At 60.7% G+C, this 16,838-nt stretch carries 22 protein-coding genes; 11 read left to right on the top strand and 11 right to left on the bottom strand.

The features are described from left to right. Positions 1-3: 3 nt before the first annotated feature. The 5 genes from ccmE to ccmA all read right to left on the bottom strand — a co-directional run bounded on the left by ccmE (position 4) and on the right by ccmA (position 2,776). A complete protein-coding gene (gene ccmE, locus LJX92_RS08690; protein ID WP_005786506.1) occupies positions 4-462 on the bottom strand; it encodes a cytochrome c maturation protein CcmE in 459 nt (152 codons plus the stop codon). After that, entirely contained in the window at positions 459-635 is a 177-nt protein-coding gene (gene ccmD / locus LJX92_RS08685; RefSeq protein WP_078820712.1) for a heme exporter protein CcmD, read from the bottom strand. The genes ccmE and ccmD overlap by 4 nt, the downstream gene beginning before the upstream one ends. Then, positions 632-1,387 carry a heme ABC transporter permease gene (locus LJX92_RS08680; RefSeq protein WP_228309587.1) on the bottom strand — a complete coding sequence of 252 codons (756 nt, stop codon included), beginning with the start codon at positions 1,385-1,387 and terminating at the stop codon, positions 632-634. Before LJX92_RS08680 ends, ccmD begins: the two co-directional genes overlap by 4 nt. A gap of 88 nt (positions 1,388-1,475) precedes the next feature. Beyond that, entirely contained in the window at positions 1,476-2,144 is a 669-nt protein-coding gene (ccmB, locus tag LJX92_RS08675; protein ID WP_005786500.1) for a heme exporter protein CcmB, read from the bottom strand. Continuing rightward, positions 2,141-2,776: a cytochrome c biogenesis heme-transporting ATPase CcmA gene (ccmA, locus tag LJX92_RS08670; protein ID WP_228309586.1), complete on the bottom strand. Its 636-nt coding sequence runs from the start codon at positions 2,774-2,776 to the stop codon at positions 2,141-2,143. The genes ccmB and ccmA overlap by 4 nt, the downstream gene beginning before the upstream one ends. Positions 2,777-2,976: 200 nt before the next feature. Between ccmA and LJX92_RS08665 the strand changes: the two genes are divergently transcribed. Both LJX92_RS08665 and LJX92_RS08660 read left to right on the top strand, forming a co-directional pair. Next, on the top strand, positions 2,977-4,554 hold the full coding sequence (locus tag LJX92_RS08665) for a flagellar hook-length control protein FliK (protein WP_228309585.1): 1,578 nt from the start codon (positions 2,977-2,979) through the stop codon (positions 4,552-4,554). Then, entirely contained in the window at positions 4,551-4,880 is a 330-nt protein-coding gene (locus LJX92_RS08660) for an EscU/YscU/HrcU family type III secretion system export apparatus switch protein (RefSeq protein WP_228309584.1), read from the top strand. The genes LJX92_RS08665 and LJX92_RS08660 overlap by 4 nt, the downstream gene beginning before the upstream one ends. A gap of 130 nt (positions 4,881-5,010) precedes the next feature. Here LJX92_RS08660 and glp read toward each other — a convergent pair whose 3' ends face one another. After that, positions 5,011-6,237, bottom strand: coding sequence for a gephyrin-like molybdotransferase Glp (glp, locus tag LJX92_RS08655; protein WP_228309583.1), 1,227 nt, complete (start codon positions 6,235-6,237; stop codon positions 5,011-5,013). Continuing rightward, positions 6,221-6,760, bottom strand: a complete 540-nt coding sequence (gene moaB, locus LJX92_RS08650; RefSeq protein WP_032877117.1) for a molybdenum cofactor biosynthesis protein B — start codon at positions 6,758-6,760, stop codon at positions 6,221-6,223. The genes glp and moaB overlap by 17 nt, the downstream gene beginning before the upstream one ends. Before the next feature lie 76 nt (positions 6,761-6,836). Between moaB and mobA the strand changes: the two genes are divergently transcribed. After that, positions 6,837-7,439 carry a molybdenum cofactor guanylyltransferase MobA gene (gene mobA / locus LJX92_RS08645; RefSeq protein WP_032877118.1) on the top strand — a complete coding sequence of 201 codons (603 nt, stop codon included), beginning with the start codon at positions 6,837-6,839 and terminating at the stop codon, positions 7,437-7,439. 79 nt (positions 7,440-7,518) lie between these two features. Then, positions 7,519-7,740: a YgdI/YgdR family lipoprotein gene (locus LJX92_RS08640; protein ID WP_005786486.1), complete on the top strand. Its 222-nt coding sequence runs from the start codon at positions 7,519-7,521 to the stop codon at positions 7,738-7,740. A gap of 55 nt (positions 7,741-7,795) precedes the next feature. On the opposite strand, the gene LJX92_RS08635 is transcribed toward LJX92_RS08640, so the two are convergent. The 3 genes from LJX92_RS08635 to LJX92_RS08625 form a co-directional block, all read right to left on the bottom strand. Next, positions 7,796-8,686 carry a pseudouridine synthase gene (locus LJX92_RS08635; protein ID WP_223018403.1) on the bottom strand — a complete coding sequence of 297 codons (891 nt, stop codon included), beginning with the start codon at positions 8,684-8,686 and terminating at the stop codon, positions 7,796-7,798. 69 nt (positions 8,687-8,755) lie between these two features. Further along, on the bottom strand, positions 8,756-9,091 hold the full coding sequence (locus LJX92_RS08630) for a hypothetical protein (RefSeq protein ID WP_003189932.1): 336 nt from the start codon (positions 9,089-9,091) through the stop codon (positions 8,756-8,758). Between the two features lie 74 nt (positions 9,092-9,165). Continuing rightward, positions 9,166-9,402, bottom strand: a complete 237-nt coding sequence (locus tag LJX92_RS08625) for a glutaredoxin family protein (RefSeq protein ID WP_005786480.1) — start codon at positions 9,400-9,402, stop codon at positions 9,166-9,168. Between the two features lie 153 nt (positions 9,403-9,555). On the opposite strand from LJX92_RS08625, the gene LJX92_RS08620 reads away from it, so the two are divergent. Continuing rightward, positions 9,556-11,292, top strand: a complete 1,737-nt coding sequence (locus LJX92_RS08620) for a cation:proton antiporter (RefSeq protein ID WP_143508419.1) — start codon at positions 9,556-9,558, stop codon at positions 11,290-11,292. On the opposite strand, the gene LJX92_RS08615 is transcribed toward LJX92_RS08620, so the two are convergent. Beyond that, on the bottom strand, positions 11,279-12,487 hold the full coding sequence (locus LJX92_RS08615; protein ID WP_032877119.1) for an ammonium transporter: 1,209 nt from the start codon (positions 12,485-12,487) through the stop codon (positions 11,279-11,281). The two genes, LJX92_RS08620 and LJX92_RS08615, sit on opposite strands and share 14 nt — an antisense overlap. Positions 12,488-12,832: 345 nt before the next feature. Here LJX92_RS08615 and LJX92_RS08610 point away from each other — a divergent pair, with 345 nt between their 5' ends. The 6 genes from LJX92_RS08610 to LJX92_RS08585 all read left to right on the top strand — a co-directional run bounded on the left by LJX92_RS08610 (position 12,833) and on the right by LJX92_RS08585 (position 16,830). Further along, entirely contained in the window at positions 12,833-13,147 is a 315-nt protein-coding gene (locus LJX92_RS08610) for a DUF883 family protein (protein WP_005786475.1), read from the top strand. A 2-nt stretch (positions 13,148-13,149) separates the two neighbouring features. Next, on the top strand, positions 13,150-13,554 hold the full coding sequence (locus tag LJX92_RS08605; RefSeq protein ID WP_005786473.1) for a phage holin family protein: 405 nt from the start codon (positions 13,150-13,152) through the stop codon (positions 13,552-13,554). Further along, positions 13,551-13,889, top strand: coding sequence for a hypothetical protein (locus LJX92_RS08600; protein WP_032877120.1), 339 nt, complete (start codon positions 13,551-13,553; stop codon positions 13,887-13,889). Before LJX92_RS08605 ends, LJX92_RS08600 begins: the two co-directional genes overlap by 4 nt. Before the next feature lie 163 nt (positions 13,890-14,052). Next, entirely contained in the window at positions 14,053-15,384 is a 1,332-nt protein-coding gene (locus tag LJX92_RS08595) for a deoxyguanosinetriphosphate triphosphohydrolase (RefSeq protein WP_005786469.1), read from the top strand. Between the two features lie 169 nt (positions 15,385-15,553). Further along, complete coding sequence (locus LJX92_RS08590) at positions 15,554-15,934, top strand: response regulator (RefSeq protein WP_032877121.1); 381 nt, start codon at positions 15,554-15,556, stop codon at positions 15,932-15,934. Between the two features lie 269 nt (positions 15,935-16,203). Continuing rightward, the gene (locus LJX92_RS08585) at positions 16,204-16,830 is read left to right on the top strand and encodes a response regulator transcription factor (protein WP_005786466.1); all 627 of its coding nucleotides are present in this window, start codon (positions 16,204-16,206) and stop codon (positions 16,828-16,830) included. The last annotated feature ends 8 nt before the right edge of the window (positions 16,831-16,838 follow it).

Raw genomic sequence — 16,838 nt, 5'->3', positions numbered from 1 at the left:
CACTTAGCCCTCCTTGGCTGGGGTCGCGGGCGCGGACTGGCCACTGTCTTTCAGGGCCTTTGTGACCTCGGGCGGCATGTACTTTTCATCGTGCTTGGCCAGCACTTCGTCCGCCACTACCACACCATCGGCGTTGAGTTTGCCCAGAGCGACGATGCCCTGGCCTTCGCGGAACAGGTCCGGGAGGATGCCGCGGTAAGTGATGGTCACGGCCTTGTTGAAATCGGTGACCACGAAGGTCACGTCCAGAGAATCGCCGGAACGCTTCAACGAGCCCTGCTCCACCATGCCGCCGGCGCGGATGCGCGTGTCCAGCGGGGCTTCGCCGTTGGCGATCTGGGTGGGGGTGTAGAACAGGTTGATGTTCTGCTGCAGGGCGCTCAAGGCCAGGCCCACGGCAATGCCGACGCCGACCAGGATGGCAAGGATGATCAACAGACGCTTTCTACGCAGCGGATTCACTTTTCGGTCTCCCGGCGCAGACGTCGCGCCTCTTGTTGCAGGTAACGCTTGCGGGCCAGGATCGGCGCGGCAACGTTGAGGGCCAGCACTGCCAGGCAGATGCCGTAGGCGCTCCAGACATACAGGCCGTGGTGGCCCATGGCGAGAAAATCACTGAAAGAAGCAAAGTTCATCCCCGCGCTCCCAGGCTGGTTTGCACTTGGGCTTTGACCCAACTGGTGCGGGCTTCACGCTTGAGCACTTCAAGGCGCATGCGCAGCAACAGCACGGCGCCGAAGAAGCAGTAGAACCCCAGCACCATCAGCAGCAGTGGCGCCCACATTTGCACGGGCATCGCCGGTTTTTCGGTGAGGGTGAAGGTGGCGCCCTGGTGCAGGGTGTTCCACCACTCTACAGAGTATTTGATGATCGGGATGTTGATCACACCGACAATCGCCAGCACCGCGCAGGCCTTGGCGGCACTATCGCGATTGCTGATGGCGTTGCCCAGGGCAATCAGGCCGAAGTACAGGAACAGCAGGATCAGCATCGAGGTCAGGCGTGCATCCCACACCCACCAGGAACCCCAGGTCGGCTTGCCCCAGATCGCGCCGGTGACCAGCGCCACGGCGGTCATCCACGCACCTATAGGTGCAGCGCATTGCAGGGCCACATCGGCCAGTTTCATCTTCCACACCAGGCCGACGATGCCGCAAACCGCCAGCATCACGTAGCAGGACTGGGCCAGCATCGCAGCAGGGACGTGGATATAGATGATGCGAAAGCTGTTGCCTTGCTGGTAGTCCGGCGGCGCGAAGGCCAGGCCCCAGACCAGGCCGGTGCCGATCAGCAATACGGCGGCGACGCTCAACCACGGCAGCAGCTTGCCACTGATGCCATAAAACCATTTGGGCGAGCCGAGCTTGTGAAACCAGGTCCAGTTCATTGCATTTTCCATCACGGGTGCTTTTCGTCGTGGCGAAAAGCTTAGGGTCTTTACTGACTCAACGTCATTAACGCCGAGTCAGACCTCATTATTCACCGACGCTGATTTTCAGGCCGGCGGCTATAGCAAAGGGTGTCAGGGTTACCGCCAGGGCGGTCAGGCTACCAAGCCACAAGAGGTAACCGGTCGCCGGCATCCCCATGAGCGCGGCTTGCAAAGCGCCGCTGCCCAGGATCAACACCGGGATATACAAAGGCAGAATCAACAGGGCCAGCAGCAGGCCACCCCTTTTCAGGCCCACAGTCAAGGCGGAGCCCACCGCCCCCAACAGGCTGAGCACCGGCGTACCGAGCAACAAGGACACCAGCAACACGGGCAGGCATTCGACGGGCAAGCCCAGCATCATCGCCAGCAGCGGCGAGAGCAAGACTAGCGCCAGGCCGGAAAAAGCCCAGTGTGCCAGTACCTTGGCCAGTACCAGAAGTGGCAGGGGGTGCGACGAAAGGACCCACTGCTCCAGGGATCCGTCTTCGAAATCACTGCGAAACAGCCCGTCCAACGAGAGCAGGACCGATAAAAGCGCCGCGACCCACACCAGTCCCGGGGACAAGGTTTGCAACAGTTTAGTCTCCGGGCCGACCGCCAGCGGGAACAGCGCGATCACAATCGCAAAGAACACCAGCGGGTTGGCCAGTTCAGCCGGGCGACGGCACAACAGCCGCGCTTCACGGGCCACCAACAGGGCAAACACACTCATGCCGACCACCGTCCAAGATCCAGCTCCCGGTAACCACCCGGCTTGCGCGCCAGGCTATGGTGGGTGGTGAGCACCACCAGGCCGCCCTGCTCGCAATGCCGGGCCAGGTGCTCTTCGAGCTGGGCTACGCCCTGTTTGTCGAGAGCGGTGAAGGGTTCGTCGAGAATCCACAGCGGCGGGCCGGACAGGTACAAACGCGCCAGGGCCACGCGGCGCTGCTGGCCGGCTGACAGCGTGTGACAGGGCACATCTTCAAAGCCCTTGAGGCCAACGGCGGCCAGGGCCTGCCAGATGCCATCGCGGGTAGCAGGGTGATGCAGGGCGCTGAGCCAGCTGAGGTTTTCTTCGGCGCTGAGCACGTCCTTGATACCGGCGGCGTGGCCGATCCAGACCAGGTTGCGCGCCAGCTCGGTACGTTGTTCGTGCAGGGGCTTACCGTTGAGCCGAACAACACCCGCCGTGGGCTGCATCAAACCGGCCAGCAGACGCAGCAGACTGGTCTTGCCGCTGCCATTGGGGCCGCTGATTTGCACCATGTCGCCAGCCGCCAGACGCAGGTCGAGTTGCTCGAACAACAGGCGCAGGTCGCGTTCACAGGCAAGCGCTACGGCTTCAAGAAGAGGGCTGGTCAAGAGATCGCGGGCCTTTACGGTTCAAGTCGGCGGTGCAGCGGCCGTTATAGAGAGATGCACAATAACGACTTTGGCGACCGATTTTAGAGAGCTGGATCAAATAGTTGTGAGGTTTTTACCGCTCTCTTTGCAGACGGGCGGCATTATACATGCGATGCCCTACTCTAAAGAGGGCAATTTCCCCAGAGACGATGCGCACGATGACCGGTGAGATCAATCTTCCTCCACTGCCTCCAGCCTCAGCACCCAAGGCTGCCCCGCTGCCTGCGGCTGGCGAGTTGCTCAAGCTCCTGGAGCCACAGGCCGGGTTGATTGGCGCCGGAAAAACCGTAAACGCTGAAGTCATCGCGCTGAAACAAGGCAGTGAAGCCTTTCAGCTGTTGCTCAAGCTGACCCTTGAAGGTGGTCGCCAGACCCTGGTTCAAGCCAGCAGCGCCCAGCCCTTGCCCCTGGGCAGCAATGTGGCAGTGAGCCAAACGCCTGCGGGCAACCTGGCCATTACCTTGCAGCAAGCCATGAGCGCCAACGTGACCGCCCTCACCCGCCTCGACACCACACAAATGCCGGTGGGCACACTGCTGCAAGCCAAGGTGCTGACCACTCAGGTGCTGCCTCAAGGCTCAGCGCAAGCGGCGATCTATCGCTCGCTGGTGAGTGTGCTCAATAATGCCCTGGCCGGTACCACGCTGACGCTGGAAAGCCCTCAACCCTTGCGGGTCGGCAGCTTGCTCAGTGCCGTGGTGCAGAACGCGCAAACCCTGAATTTTGTGCCGCTGAGCGGGCTGAAAGACCAACTGGCCGTGACGCAGCAACTGGCGACCCAGCAAAGTCGCCAAGGCTCGCTGGATGCGGTGTTCACTGCCCTGCAGAACCTGCCCCGTGGCGACAACACCTCGGCCGAGCTGCGGGCCGCTGCCGAGCGTTTACTGGCAGCCTTGCCCGATCTGGCGCAAGTCAGCAATCCCAAGGTACTGGCACAAGTGGTGCAAAACAGCGGCGCCTTCCTGGAAGCCAAATTGCTCGCTGGGCAGAACCCACAAATCCCACCGCTGGATATGAAAGGCGCGCTGTTGCGCCTGGTCGCGGACCTGCTGCCCGCCCTGCCCGCCAACACCAACCTGAATGCGATCCTCGCTGCCAATACCCTGGCCCAGGTGCTGCCGCACTTTGTGCGCAGCCCGTTGAACACTCTCGGCCAGGTCGGCGCTCGGCAGATACCTGCCGGTTTCCCGTTGCCGGAGCGGCTGATCGCGAAACTGGAAGGTGAAGGCGACCTGGAAAACCTGCTGCGCCTGGCCGCCGGGGCGATCTCGCGCTTGCAGAGCCACCAACTGTCGAGCCTGGAACAGACCGGCACCACCGCCGATGGCCGCCTGCAAACCACGTGGCAGTTGGAAATCCCCATGCGCACCCTGCAAGACATCGTGCCGTTGCAGGTCAAGTTTCAGCGCGAGGAGCCTGCGCCTGACAAGGATCAGCCCGAGCGCAAGGATAAAAAAGATCCGAAGCAGATGCTTTGGCGCGTCGAACTGGCCTTCGACATGGAGCCGCTGGGGCCGCTGCAAGTTCAGGCGCAGTTGTCCCAAGGCAAACTGTCCAGCCAGTTGTGGGCCAGTCGCCCTTTCACCGCCAGCCTGATCGAAAGTCACCTGGGCAGCCTGCGCGAGCGCCTGGTGTCATCCGGACTTAACGTCGGCGACCTGGATTGCCACCTGGGCACCCCGCCACGCGGTGCAAAAACCGGATTGGAACAACGCTGGGTGGATGAAACCGCATGAAGAACGCCGCCCCACCCCGCCAGTCCATCGCCCTCAAGTACGACGGCCAACAAGCCCCCACCCTGACCGCCAAGGGCGATGACGCCCTGGCCGAAGCGATTCTCAAGCTGGCACGGGAGAATGAAGTACCGATCTATGAAAATGCCGAGCTGGTGAAGCTGCTGGCGCGTATGGAACTGGGGGACAGTATTCCAGAAGAGCTCTATCGCACGATTGCCGAGATCATTGCGTTTGCATGGACGTTGAAGGGCAAGTTCCCGGTGGGCTACGACCCGGATTCGGGGCCAATGGAGCGGGATGTCACTGAGCGTGGCGACGATTACTGAGTAGCCACAGGCATACCAAGATCCACTGTGGGAGGGGGCTTGCTCCCGATAGCGTCATTACAGCCAACCTATCTGGGGCTGATACACCGCTATCGGGAGCAAGCCTCCTCCCACATTTTTTGATCTGTGTTCAGTTCAGGACTTCGCTCAGGGGGATGAAATTGACCCGGTCGCCAATGGCCAATGTGGTCCCCTCCATCACCTCCACAAACCCCTCCGCCCACGCCGCACTGCGCAGCACCCCGGAGCTCTGGTTGCGATAGATAATCGCCTTGCCCTGCTCGATACGCCCGCGCAGGTATTCGCGGCGGTTGCCAGGCTTGGGCCAGTCGAATCCTGCCGGCACCTCGAAACGCAGCGGCTGCACCTGCGCCACGCCTTGGCGGCGCAGCAGGTACGGGCGCGCCAATAGCGCAAAGGTCACCAGGGTCGAGGCCGGGTTACCTGGCAGGCCGATCACCGGCACGCCACGAAAATGCCCGAAGGTCAGCGGTTTGCCTGGCTTGATCGCCAGCTTCCACAACGCCAACTCGCCCTCTTCACGCAAGGCAATGCCGAGGAAGTCCGCTTCGCCCACCGACACACCGCCGGTAGACAGAATCAGGTCGACGCTACCCAGGCCGGCCAAACACGTACGGGTCTGTTCCAGATCATCCGGCAGAATCCCCGCATCGATCACTTCGCAGCCCATGCGCGCTAGCCAGCTGCACAGCACGCGACGGTTGCTGTTGTAGATCTGCCCCGGGCCCAACGGCAAGCCTGGCTCGATCAATTCGTCGCCGGTCGACAGCACGGCCACGCGCGGGCGGCGCACCACATCGAGCCGATCCCGCCCCAGAGACGCAGCCAGGCCCAACTCGATGGGCCCCAGGCGCGTTCCGGCGCTGAGTACGCACTCACCCACCGTAGTCTCCTGGCCCTGTGGTCGGATGTTGTCGCCCACCCGTAACGGCTCGGTGAAACTCACGCGCTGATCGGCATGAACCACCGCGTTTTCCTGCATTTGCACGCAGTCTGCGCCTTCGGGTACCGGCGCGCCGGTAAAGATCCGTGCGCAGGTGCCGGCCGCCAGCGCCTCGGGCGCAGTGCCGGCGAAAATGCGTTGGCTCACCACCAGCGGTTCCCCGGTCCAGTCCGCCAGGCGAACGGCGTAGCCGTCCATGGCACTGTTGGGCCACGGCGGCAGGTCGAGCGTCGAGATCAGGTCCTGAGCCAGTACGCGGCCATCGCACTGCGCCAGGGGCAGCACATGCTGGTCACGGATCGGCGCCGATTCCGCCATGGCGAGCAGCCGCTGCAAGGCAGCTTCCACCGGCATCAGTGCGCCGGTCTTGCCCGGCTTATCCACGGGATTCACAGGGTTGGGCCTGCTTCAGGTGCGGGACGAAATTGCATGGGCGGTGACGATTATCCAGTTGCTCGGCGAGGATGCCATCCCAACCGGTGCGCACGGCATTGGTGGAGCCCGGCAGGCAGCACACCAGGGTGCCATTGGCCAGGCCGGCCAGGGCGCGCGATTGCACGGTGGAGGTGCCGATATCGGCCACGGAGATCTGGCGGAACAGTTCGCCGAAGCCATCGACCTGCTTGTCGAGCAGGCAGCTCACGGCTTCAGGGGTGCTGTCACGGCCGGTGAAGCCGGTGCCCCCGGTGATCAGCACCACTTGCACCACGTCTTCGGCGATCCAGTGGGCAACCTGGGCGCGAATCTTGTAGAGGTCGTCCTTGAGCAGCACGCGCTCGGCCAGGTGGTGGCCGGCGGCGGTCAGGCGATCGACGAAGACCTGGCCGGAGGTGTCGGTGTCCAGGGTGCGGGTGTCGCTGACGGTCAATACAGCAATATTCAGGGGTACAAAGGGCGCATCGGCCTTGGCTTTCATGGCTCGGTCCAGTTGTCGAAAAAACAGCCCGATGTTATATCACAGGCCCCTCTTTACCTGCCGCAGTGGAACCGCCATGTCTCTTGAATCTTCACCCCTGCCTTGTTCGATTCTGTTGTTGGCCGGTGGTCGTGGCCAACGCATGGGCGGCCAGGACAAGGGGCTGCTTCAATGGCGGGGCGAGCCCTTGATTGCCCACCTGCAACGGCTGGCCAGGCCGCTCACGGATGACCTGATCATCTCGTGCAATCGCAACCTTGAACACTACGCGCCCTATGCCGACCAACTGGTCAGTGATGACAGCCCGGACTTTCCCGGCCCGTTGGCGGGTATCCGAGCAGGACTCTTCGCTGCACGCCATGAACATCTGCTGATCTTGCCGTGCGATGTGCCGCAGATTGATGAGCGACTGCTGGCCGACTTGCGTCAGATTGCCCAACGCAATCCGCAGGTTCCCATCATGGTGCGTCATGGCGAGTTCTGGGAACCCTTGCTGTGCATTATCCCAACAGACCTGAAAGATCAGGTGGAACGGGCCTGGCAAGCGGGTGAACGCAGCCCGCGCAAGGTCCTGCTGCAACTGGGTGGCGTCGGCCTGGAATGCCCGGCCGATGACCCGCGCCTGGCCAATCTTAATACGCCCGAGCTGTTGCACCCACGGGCTGGCGTGTCAGAATGAGCCTTTCACAAGGAACTTTGCCGACGTCCCATACGTCACAAGGTCAGCAATTTAAAAGTATTTTCTCGGAGACAAACTCATGACTCAACGGACCATCGCCGCTCTCATGCTTGCACTGGGCCTCGCCACCCTCGCCGGTTGCGCCTCGCCAACAGTGATCACCCTGAATGACGGTCGCGAAATCCAGGCCGTCGACACCCCGAAATTTGACGAAGATTCGGGTTTCTACGAATTCCAACAGCTTGACGGCAAGCGCACCCGCATCAATAAAGACCAGGTTCGCACCGTTAAAGATCTGTAAGCCTTAACGCTTGCCAACAAGGCCCGCCTCGCGCGGGCCTTGTCGTTTGCGGCGTTTACCAGTCGAGGGTGATACGGCTGTGAAAACTGCGTTCTTCACCATTTAGCGGGTCGATGAAACGCACGCCCTGGGCCAGCAGCTTCAGGGGGTGGGCGTAGTCGTCCTCGGCGTCCTTGACCACAACGGGATAGAACGGGTCATTGCAGATACTCGCCCCGAGGGCAGTCATGTGTACGCGCAGCTGGTGTTTCTTGCCGGTCACCGGGAACAGACCGTAACGCCACAAACCACCCTTTTTCTCGCGCACTTCAACGGCCGTCTCGGTGTTGCTGGCGCCCGGCCCTTCCTGCATCCGAAAGAAGGGTTCGCCATCCACCAGGCGGCTTTTATGCACCAGGGGAAAGCTCAGATTCGGCAGGGCCGGGGCGATGGCTTCGTAGAATTTGTCGATACGCCGCGTGGGAAACAGTTGCTGGTACGCCGAGCGGCTTTGCGGGTTGGCCGAGAACAGCACCAGCCCCGCCGTGTGCCGGTCAATGCGGTGCAACGGCACCAGGGCGGGGTTGTCCAGGCGACGGATCAGGCGACGCAACAGGGTTTGCTCAACGTACTCGCCGGCGGGAGTCACCGGCAGGAAATGCGGCTTGTCCGCCACCACCAGATGTTCATCGGCGTACAGGATAGTTTCCTGTACCGGAATCACTTTTTCGTTGGGTACTTCGCGAAAGTAATAGATGCACAGGCCTTCCTTGTAGGCCAGGCCCAGGCTGATCGGGCTGCCATTGATATCCAGCACTCGTTCCCGGGCAATGCGGTCCAGCCACTGCTCACGGGCAATGGCCGGGAAGTGATCGCACAGGCAGTCGATCACCGTTGCCCAAGGCCCCGGTGGCAGATACAACGTGCTGGCTTGGTGCTGGGCGGCGGAAAAACCGGAAGTGGACATGCAAATGCTCGAACCTGGAAACAGGCGGGCATTATCCCGCATGGAGCGCGATTGAGCCTAGGGCCGTTCTCATGCCTTGGCCAGTTGGGCCCGCAGCACCGGCGAAGCGCTCGCCGCCTCGGTGAACTCCTTGAGCCAGCGCAGTACGTCCACTGCTTCCCAACGGCCCGGATCATAGAGCGCGTAGAGCAAGCCTTGATAACCCACCACATCCAACTGTTTGTGATAACCGGCACGCTGGAACAGCGCCTCGATTTCCGCAAAGCAGGTGTTGAAATGCACTTTGTTGAAGGGCGTCTTGCCTTCCGTGACCAGCCCATCGAGGCGCAGCTCGTTGACCGCGTCGCGCACCACATCGGCGGACATGCGATTGACGCTGCTTTTCAATTGTTCAACATTCACCACGGGCGTTCCCTCTATTCAATCGCTGTACGAATATACAGTAACGTAATATTCGCAAGCCCGCCATCGGATAAACGTCAGCGCAGAAAGGCAACGACCTGGTCGGTGTCGAACGGCCAGTCCAGTTCCGCCCCGGTGTCCTTGCGGCGAAGCACCGGAATCCGCAGGCCGTAGTCTTCTGTCAGGTCATCTGGCTCAGTGATATCCACCAACTCCACCAGCAGCCCGTGTTCGACGAGCGGCATGATTTCGGCTTCGGCAATTTCACACAGATGGCAACCCAGGGTGCCGAACAGCTGGCATTCAGGAGGCATGACGAAAGAACCCGGTCAGAAAAACAAGTGACCATTCTAAACCCGCTCGCGCCGTGAAATCCCATTGCCGACAAAACACCTGATCCAGGTCACCATGGCCTATAACTGATTCAGCGATTCTCGCGGCTTTTTGCCCGTCCACCTGCAATGGAGATGCCTGTGTTTGCCAACCTGCTGATCATCCTGGCCTCATCCCTGGTGGTGATTGCGCTGTTTCGCCGGCTGCAACTGCCGCCCGTGCTGGGCTACCTGTGCGTGGGCCTGGCGGTGGGGCCGACTGCTTTGGACTGGGTGAACGACAACGAGGACCTGCCGGACTTGGCCGAGATGGGCGTGGTGTTTCTGCTGTTCTCCCTGGGCCTGGAGTTTTCCCTGTCGAAAATGTTCGCCCTGCGCCGCGTGGTGTTCGGCCTGGGCAGTTTGCAGGTGTTGGGATGCGGCGCCCTGCTCGGCGCTGCGCTGATGGGCTTGGGCCTGGCGCCGGGCATCGCGCTGTTACTGGGTGCAGGGTTGGCGTTGTCGTCCACGGCCATCGTCAGCAAGGAACTGACCAGTCTTGGGGAGATCTTCAGCAGCCACGGCCAGAATGCGATAGGCGTGCTGCTGTTCCAGGATGTGGTGGCGGTATTGCTGCTGACACTGGTGCCGGTGTTTGCCGGCAGCAGTGACCAAGCCTGGTACTGGGCATTGCCGCTGACCCTGGGCAAAACCGTGGTGTTGTTCGTCGGCCTGTTATTCGCCAGCCGCTGGTTGCTGCCGCGGTTGTTCCATGAGGTCGCCGCGTCCCATTCCGCAGAGTTGTTCGTGCTGCTGGCGCTGGTAATTGTCTTGCTCACCGCCTGGCTCACCCACCTGCTCGGCCTGTCCCCTGCCCTTGGTGCGTTTCTGGCCGGTATGTTGCTGGGCGAGAGTCATTATCGTCACCAGATAGAAGCGGATATCCGGCCGTTTCGCGACATTCTGCTGGGGCTGTTTTTCGTCAGCATCGGCATGTTGATCGACCTGCAGTTATTCGTCAGCCACAGCCTGTTGATCCTCGGCCTGACCCTTACGCTGATGTTGGTCAAAGGCTCTGTGGTGGCCGTACTGGTCAAGCTGCGTGGCAGCGACACTGAAACCGCCTGGCGCAGCGGCCTGGCCCTGGCCCAGGGTGGCGAGTTCTGTTTCGCGCTGATGGCGCAGATGCAGCAGAGCCGGTTGATTCCGGATGAGTTCAACGGCCTGCTACTGGCCGCCACGTTCTGCTCGATGCTGTTGACGCCGCTGCTGTTGCGCGCAGCGCCGGCCATTGCCCTGCGCCTGCATCGCAAGCCCAACCAGCAAGTGCAACTGGAGCACATCACCGCGCTCAACGCTCAGTTGCACGGGCACGCGGTGATTTGCGGTTATGGTCGGGTGGGACAATCGATCGGGCGGTTTTTGCGCCGCGAGCACCAGGCGTTTATCGCCCTGGATGACGACCCCGAACGGGTGCAGGAGGCCGCTACCGAGGAAAGCAGCGTGCATTATGGCGACTGCCGCCGGGGTGCCTTGCTCAGTGCCGTGGGCCTGGAGCGCGCGCGGTTGGTGGTGATCGCCGTCGACAACAGCGATGTCGCCCTGGTGGTGCTCAAGGAAGCGCGACGGATCAACCCACAGGTGCCGATCCTGGTGCGCACCCGTGATGACAGCCAGTTGGCTGAACTCAAGGCCGCGGGGGCCAGCGAAGTGGTGCCCGAGTTGCTTGAGTCAAGCCTGATGCTCGCGTCCCACGCCCTGATCCTGCTGGGCCTGCCGGACCAACAGGTACAGGCTCGGGTGGATGAAGTGCGGCAGAACCACTATCGCTTGCTGCACGGGTTTTATCCGCCGCCACACACTGATGAACAAGCGCCGATCAATCCTGACTGACCGCACCGATCTTGTGGATCGACAGGTCCGCGCCGTAATACTCCTCTTCCTGACTCAAGCGCAGCCCTTGCACGCGCTTGATCACGCCGTACACCAGCAAGCCGCCACCAAACGCCACCGACACGCCCAGGCCGGTGCCGATCAACTGGCTGATCAAGCTGACGCCGCCAAGCCCACCCAGGGTGGCCTGCCCGAAGATGCCGCAGGCGATGCCGCCCCACACGCCACACAAGCCGTGCAACGGCCATACGCCCAGCACATCGTCGATCTTCCAGCGTGCCTGGGCGGCGATAAAGCACCACACAAACAAGCCGCCTGCGACTACTCCGGTGACCAGCGCGCCCACCGGATGCATCAGGTCGGAACCTGCGCAGATCGCCACCAGCCCGGCCAAGGGGCCGTTGTGCAGGAATCCTGGGTCGTTACGGCCGATCACCAGCGCGGCCACGGTACCGCCAACCATGGCCATCAACGAATTGACGGCCACCAGGCCGCTGACCCCGTTGAGGGTCTGCGCACTCATCACGTTAAAGCCGAACCATCCCACGATCAGGATCCACGACCCCAGCGCCAGGAACGGGATGCTCGACGGTGCAAACGCCACCAGGCGCCCTTCGCGATAACGTCCATTGCGCGGCCCCAGCAGCAACACCGCCGCCAGCGCCAGCCAGCCGCCCATGGCGTGCACCACCACGGAACCGGCAAAATCGTGAAAACTGGCGCCAAAGCTTGCAAGCAGCCAGGCTTGCAGACCGAAATTGCCGTTCCACACCATGCCCTCGAAGAACGGGTAGATAAACGCCACGATCAGTGCAGTGGCGCACAACTGCGGCGCAAACTTCGCACGTTCGGCTATGCCACCGGAAATGATCGCAGGGATCGCCGCGGCGAAGGTCAGCAGGAAGAAAAACTTCACCAGGCCATAGCCATGATCGGCGCTGATGACGGCTGCCGGTTGCATGAAGCTCACACCGTATGAGATCCAATAGCCTATAAAGAAATAGGCCAGGGTGGAGATGGCGAAATCGCTGAGGATTTTCGACAGGGCGTTGACCTGATTCTTCTGGCGCACCGTGCCGACTTCAAGGAAGGCAAAGCCGGCGTGCATGGCCAGGACCATGACCGCGCCAATCAGGATAAACAGGGTGTTGGAACTGTGGACGAGTGTATCCACCGCACTTTGCAGATTTTCCATGGAGGTTGGCAGGCCTGCATCAAGGCAAAAAGCACCAAATCGGTTCAAGCTGAGGGTTGGCGCACTAAATGGGTACCACCGGCTTCGTCCCTCTTGGGAGGGCACGAACCGCTTTAGCGCAGCGATCAACACAACTGACCGTTGCCGACAGGGTTTTTCCGCGGGTTTTAGTTATTTAGGGTAAGGTTTTTCAAGGCTTGCGCCCCGACCGCCCATATTCGGCGCGGGCCTCTGAGCCTGCGCACCAATGCAAAGCAAAAGCTGTACCACACAATTGCAGTGAACCTTCAGCGAACGCCGCGACTCGAAACCACACGTACAGATCAGCCACACACGGAGACAACCATGGCCGGTAAAACAGCAAAGACTGCTCAAGAGATACTGATGGCGGATTTTCAAACCCTGGTCAGTGATACCGAAAGGTTGCTGGACGACACCGCAGTGCTGGCCGGCGATCAGGCCGACGAACTGCGCACCAAGATCCACGAGAGCCTGCTCAAGGCCCGCGAGACCTTGCAACTGACCGAAGACTCCCTGCGCGAGCGCGGTCAGGCGGCCATCACCGCCACCGAAGACTACGTGCAAGCCAACCCATGGCAGTCAGTCGGCATCGCTGCCGGCGTGGGCTTTTTGATCGGTCTGCTGGCTACAAGGCGCTAATCATGTCTATCGGCGAATCCAGCTCATCAACGAGCGCACATTCTTCGGCAAGCGGTTCCACCTCCCGACGCCTGGGCGCCGCTGTGCTGGGCTTGCTGCACAGCCATGTCGAGTTGTTTGGCATCGAATTGCAGGAGCAAAAGGCCCGCACTGTCAGCCTGTTGTTGTTTGCCGGTCTGGCGTTGGTGTTCGCCCTGCTGTTGCTGGTAGGGTTGTCGACGCTGGTGATGATCCTGGTGTGGGATACCGGCTACCGCCTGACGGGGATCATCTGCCTTTGCGTGTTCTATAGCCTGGCCGCGGCCTTCTGCGGTGTGCGCCTGAAAGCGGCGGTGTTCGATGAATCCACGCCCTTCCACGCCACGCTCGAAGAGCTGGCCAACGACCGGGAGCGCCTGCTGCCATGAGCATGACCGAGATCCCGAAAAATACCTCCCGCCGGGAAATGCGCAAGACGCTGATCCGCCTGCGCATGGAAATGCACCGCCAGGAAATCCGTCATGAGTCCCAGCAACTGATGGCCCCTCTGCAGAAAATGCGCAACATGCGCCACAACTGGCAGGACAGCCTGGGCATCAAGCACGCGCCACTGTGGGGCGTGGCGGCGGTGACGCTGATGGGCTTTTTCACCGGCAAGGGCGCCAAGGGCGGCAGTATCAGCAGCGTGACACGTCTGGTGCGGCTGGGTGCAGGGTTGATCCCATTGATCAAATTGGCCATGCAAGGCTCGCGCAAAAGTTAAACCTTTGCCGGCGTTTAGCGTGCCGATACCAGTGGCCCGGCCCTCGCCAACGGGTGCCGGGCCTTTTTTCGCCCGCACCGCCGACCTGTAGATTTTTGCTTGCTCCGCCACGCCGGAAACGGGAAGCTGGCGGATGTCATTCACCGAACGGAGAGTAGTTGCCTTGGATTGGCCCACCCTGCTGAACCGCGAACGCCTGGGAAAACCTCTGCACAGCCCTGAAGAACTGGGCCGCAGCCCCTTTCACAAAGACCACGACCGCATTATTTTCTCCGGCGCGTTCCGGCGCCTGGGCCGCAAGACCCAGGTGCATCCGGTATCGAGCAACGACCATATCCACACGCGCCTGACCCATTCGCTGGAAGTCAGTTGCGTCGGCCGCTCCCTGGGTATGCGCGTGGGTGAAACGTTGCGCGGCGCCCTGCCCGACTGGTGCGACCCGAGCGACCTGGGCATGGTGGTGCAATCGGCTTGCCTTGCCCACGATATCGGTAACCCGCCGTTCGGGCACTCCGGCGAGGATGCCATTCGCCACTGGTTCCAACAGGCCGCCGGGCGCGGCTGGTTGGACGACATGAGCAGCGCCGAACGCAATGACTTTCTCAACTTCGAAGGCAATGCCCAGGGCTTTCGGGTACTGACCCAACTTGAATACCATCAGTTCGACGGCGGCACGCGGCTGACCTACGCCACCTTGGGGACGTACCTCAAGTACCCCTGGACCGCCCGCCACGCCGACTCGCTGGGCTACAAGAAGCACAAGTTCGGCTGTTACCAGAGCGAGCTGCCGATTCTGGAGCAAATCGCCCATAAGCTCGGCCTTCCCCAGCTTGAAGAGCAACGCTGGGCCCGTCACCCGCTCGTATACCTGATGGAAGCGGCCGACGACATCTGCTATGCGCTGATCGACCTGGAAGACGGCCTGGAAATGGAGCTGCTGCAGTACGCCGAAGTCGAGTCGCTGTTGCTTGATCTGGTGGGCGATGACTTGCCGCAGACGTACCGCCAATTGGGCCCGCTTGACTCTCGGCGCCGCAAGCTGGCGATCTTGCGCGGCAAAGCGATTGAGCACCTGACCAATGCAGCGGCGCAGGCCTTTGTCGAACAGCAGGACGCCCTGCTCGCCGGCACGCTGCCGGGCGATCTGGTCGAGCATATGCACGGGCCGGCGAAGCGCTGTGTGCTGGATGCCAAGGACATGGCGCGCAAGAAGATCTTCCAGGACAAGCGCAAGACACTGCACGAAATCGGCGCCTACACCACCCTGGAAATCCTGCTGAACGCCTTCTGCGGCGCGGCCCTTGAACAACATGGCGGGCGCACGCCGTCATTCAAGAATCGGCGCATTCTGGACTTGCTCGGCAATAGCGCGCCGGATCCGGCCTGGCCGCTGCACGCCTCATTCCTGCGGATGATCGACTTCATCGCCGGTATGACCGACAGCTACGCCACTGAAATGGCACGGGAGATGACCGGGCGCTCCAGCCCTCAATAACGATCCGATCAAGCCGCCCGTTCCCTGAAACGAATCGCCCTACGATGGGAACAGAGCGGCCTGATCGAATTCGTACAGGCACCCGAAGAATAATCACGCACGCTCCTAACGGGCCAGCCGCGCAATTCCTACCGCCCCCATCGACGCTTGCATCACTGTGTGCACTTTTATGCCCAGACACTCTCTTCGTATTCTTTTGGTGGAGGATCACCCTTTTCAACTTCTGGCCACCCAGTGCCTGCTCAAAAGCTTCGGCTTCGAGCAACTGACACCTGTGGAAAATGCCGAGCAGGCCATACACACGATGAGTCGGTCCGAACACCCCTTCGACCTGATGCTGTGTGACCAATGCCTGCCTGACCTGCCGGGGCTTGAACTGATCGAAATCGCCAACCGCCAGCGCTTCATCACTGGCGCCATTCTGTTAAGCGGCTTACCCACACAGGAATTGATCAACCTGAGCAGGCAAGCCTTGCAACGACGTCTTCCACTGCTTGGCTATTTGTCCAAGCCCTTGAACAAAGATGAGCTGGAAAGGCTAATAGGTTAATTTTTAACTCTCTCATGTAGGAACTTAAACATCATTTTCAATGAAAAACACTATAAGGCCCGTCGTAAAATCCAAGGCCCCGTTTATTGGCGCAACCACCTTCAAATTGTTGATATACCCTGTAACGCCCCCCTAACAACTTGTAGGCTTTTGCCTTATTAAACGTAGGAACTTTCCTGTTTTGCATTTACTCCCTGTGAGCTTCATGCTGAGCCCTCATCTTCTGAGCTAATGTGCCCGCTTTATTTGCACCAGCATGGAATGTGATTATGAACTCAGTTTTTATTATCGATGACCACCCGGTAATCCGGCTTGCCATTCGAATGTTACTGGAGCATGAGGGTTACAAGGTCGTCGGCGAAACAGACAATGGGTGCGATGCGATACAGATGGTCCGCGAATGCCTTCCAGACCTGGTGATTCTCGACATCAGCATCCCGAAACTCGACGGCCTTGAGGTGCTCTGCCGATTCAACGCCATGAACACCTCGATGAAAACCCTCGTGCTCACGGCGCAATGCCCTACGCTGTTTGCAACGCGATGCATGCGCTCGGGTGCCGAGGGCTATGTGTGCAAGGAAGGGGACTTGAGCGAGTTGCTGAGCGCCATCCGTGCGGTCCTGTCCGGTTACAACTACTTCCCCAGCCAGGCGTTGAACGGCCCCGGAACGGAAGGCCTGGATGTACAAGAACTGGAACTGTTCAAGACAGTCAATGACCGGGAGCTGATGGTCTTGCAACTTTTTGCACAAGGCCGCACTAACAAGGAAATAGCCAAAGGCATGTTTTTGAGCAACAAGACTGTCAGTACTTATAAAAAGAGGTTAATGCAAAAACTCAAAGCCAAATCCTTGGTAGAACTCATCGAGATGGCAAAACGAAACGCGCTAGTGTGAGAAAGCGG

This window comes from Pseudomonas sp. HN8-3 (assembly GCF_020790195.1).
GTDB classification, from domain to species: Bacteria; Pseudomonadota; Gammaproteobacteria; order Pseudomonadales; family Pseudomonadaceae; genus Aquipseudomonas; species Aquipseudomonas synxantha_A.
Note: the sequence above shows the minus strand (reverse complement) of the source record. Positions and strands in the feature narration are given on the sequence as shown.

What these genes read in the sequence shown, in the direction of transcription:
- ccmD (WP_078820712.1), bottom strand. Translation starts at nt 635, where the DNA reads ATGAACTTTGCTTCTTTCAGTGATTTTCTCGCCATGGGCCACCACGGC.
- LJX92_RS08680 (WP_228309587.1), bottom strand. Translation starts at nt 1,387, where the DNA reads ATGAACTGGACCTGGTTTCACAAGCTCGGCTCGCCCAAATGGTTTTAT.
- ccmB (WP_005786500.1), bottom strand. Translation starts at nt 2,144, where the DNA reads ATGAGTGTGTTTGCCCTGTTGGTGGCCCGTGAAGCGCGGCTGTTGTGC.
- LJX92_RS08665 (WP_228309585.1), top strand. Translation starts at nt 2,977, where the DNA reads ATGACCGGTGAGATCAATCTTCCTCCACTGCCTCCAGCCTCAGCACCC.
- LJX92_RS08660 (WP_228309584.1), top strand. Translation starts at nt 4,551, where the DNA reads ATGAAGAACGCCGCCCCACCCCGCCAGTCCATCGCCCTCAAGTACGAC.
- moaB (WP_032877117.1), bottom strand. Translation starts at nt 6,760, where the DNA reads ATGAAAGCCAAGGCCGATGCGCCCTTTGTACCCCTGAATATTGCTGTA.
- mobA (WP_032877118.1), top strand. Translation starts at nt 6,837, where the DNA reads ATGTCTCTTGAATCTTCACCCCTGCCTTGTTCGATTCTGTTGTTGGCC.
- LJX92_RS08640 (WP_005786486.1), top strand. Translation starts at nt 7,519, where the DNA reads ATGACTCAACGGACCATCGCCGCTCTCATGCTTGCACTGGGCCTCGCC.
- LJX92_RS08635 (WP_223018403.1), bottom strand. Translation starts at nt 8,686, where the DNA reads ATGTCCACTTCCGGTTTTTCCGCCGCCCAGCACCAAGCCAGCACGTTG.
- LJX92_RS08625 (WP_005786480.1), bottom strand. Translation starts at nt 9,402, where the DNA reads ATGCCTCCTGAATGCCAGCTGTTCGGCACCCTGGGTTGCCATCTGTGT.
- LJX92_RS08620 (WP_143508419.1), top strand. Translation starts at nt 9,556, where the DNA reads ATGCCTGTGTTTGCCAACCTGCTGATCATCCTGGCCTCATCCCTGGTG.
- LJX92_RS08615 (WP_032877119.1), bottom strand. Translation starts at nt 12,487, where the DNA reads ATGGAAAATCTGCAAAGTGCGGTGGATACACTCGTCCACAGTTCCAAC.
- LJX92_RS08610 (WP_005786475.1), top strand. Translation starts at nt 12,833, where the DNA reads ATGGCCGGTAAAACAGCAAAGACTGCTCAAGAGATACTGATGGCGGAT.
- LJX92_RS08605 (WP_005786473.1), top strand. Translation starts at nt 13,150, where the DNA reads ATGTCTATCGGCGAATCCAGCTCATCAACGAGCGCACATTCTTCGGCA.
- LJX92_RS08600 (WP_032877120.1), top strand. Translation starts at nt 13,551, where the DNA reads ATGAGCATGACCGAGATCCCGAAAAATACCTCCCGCCGGGAAATGCGC.
- LJX92_RS08590 (WP_032877121.1), top strand. Translation starts at nt 15,554, where the DNA reads ATGCCCAGACACTCTCTTCGTATTCTTTTGGTGGAGGATCACCCTTTT.
- LJX92_RS08585 (WP_005786466.1), top strand. Translation starts at nt 16,204, where the DNA reads ATGAACTCAGTTTTTATTATCGATGACCACCCGGTAATCCGGCTTGCC.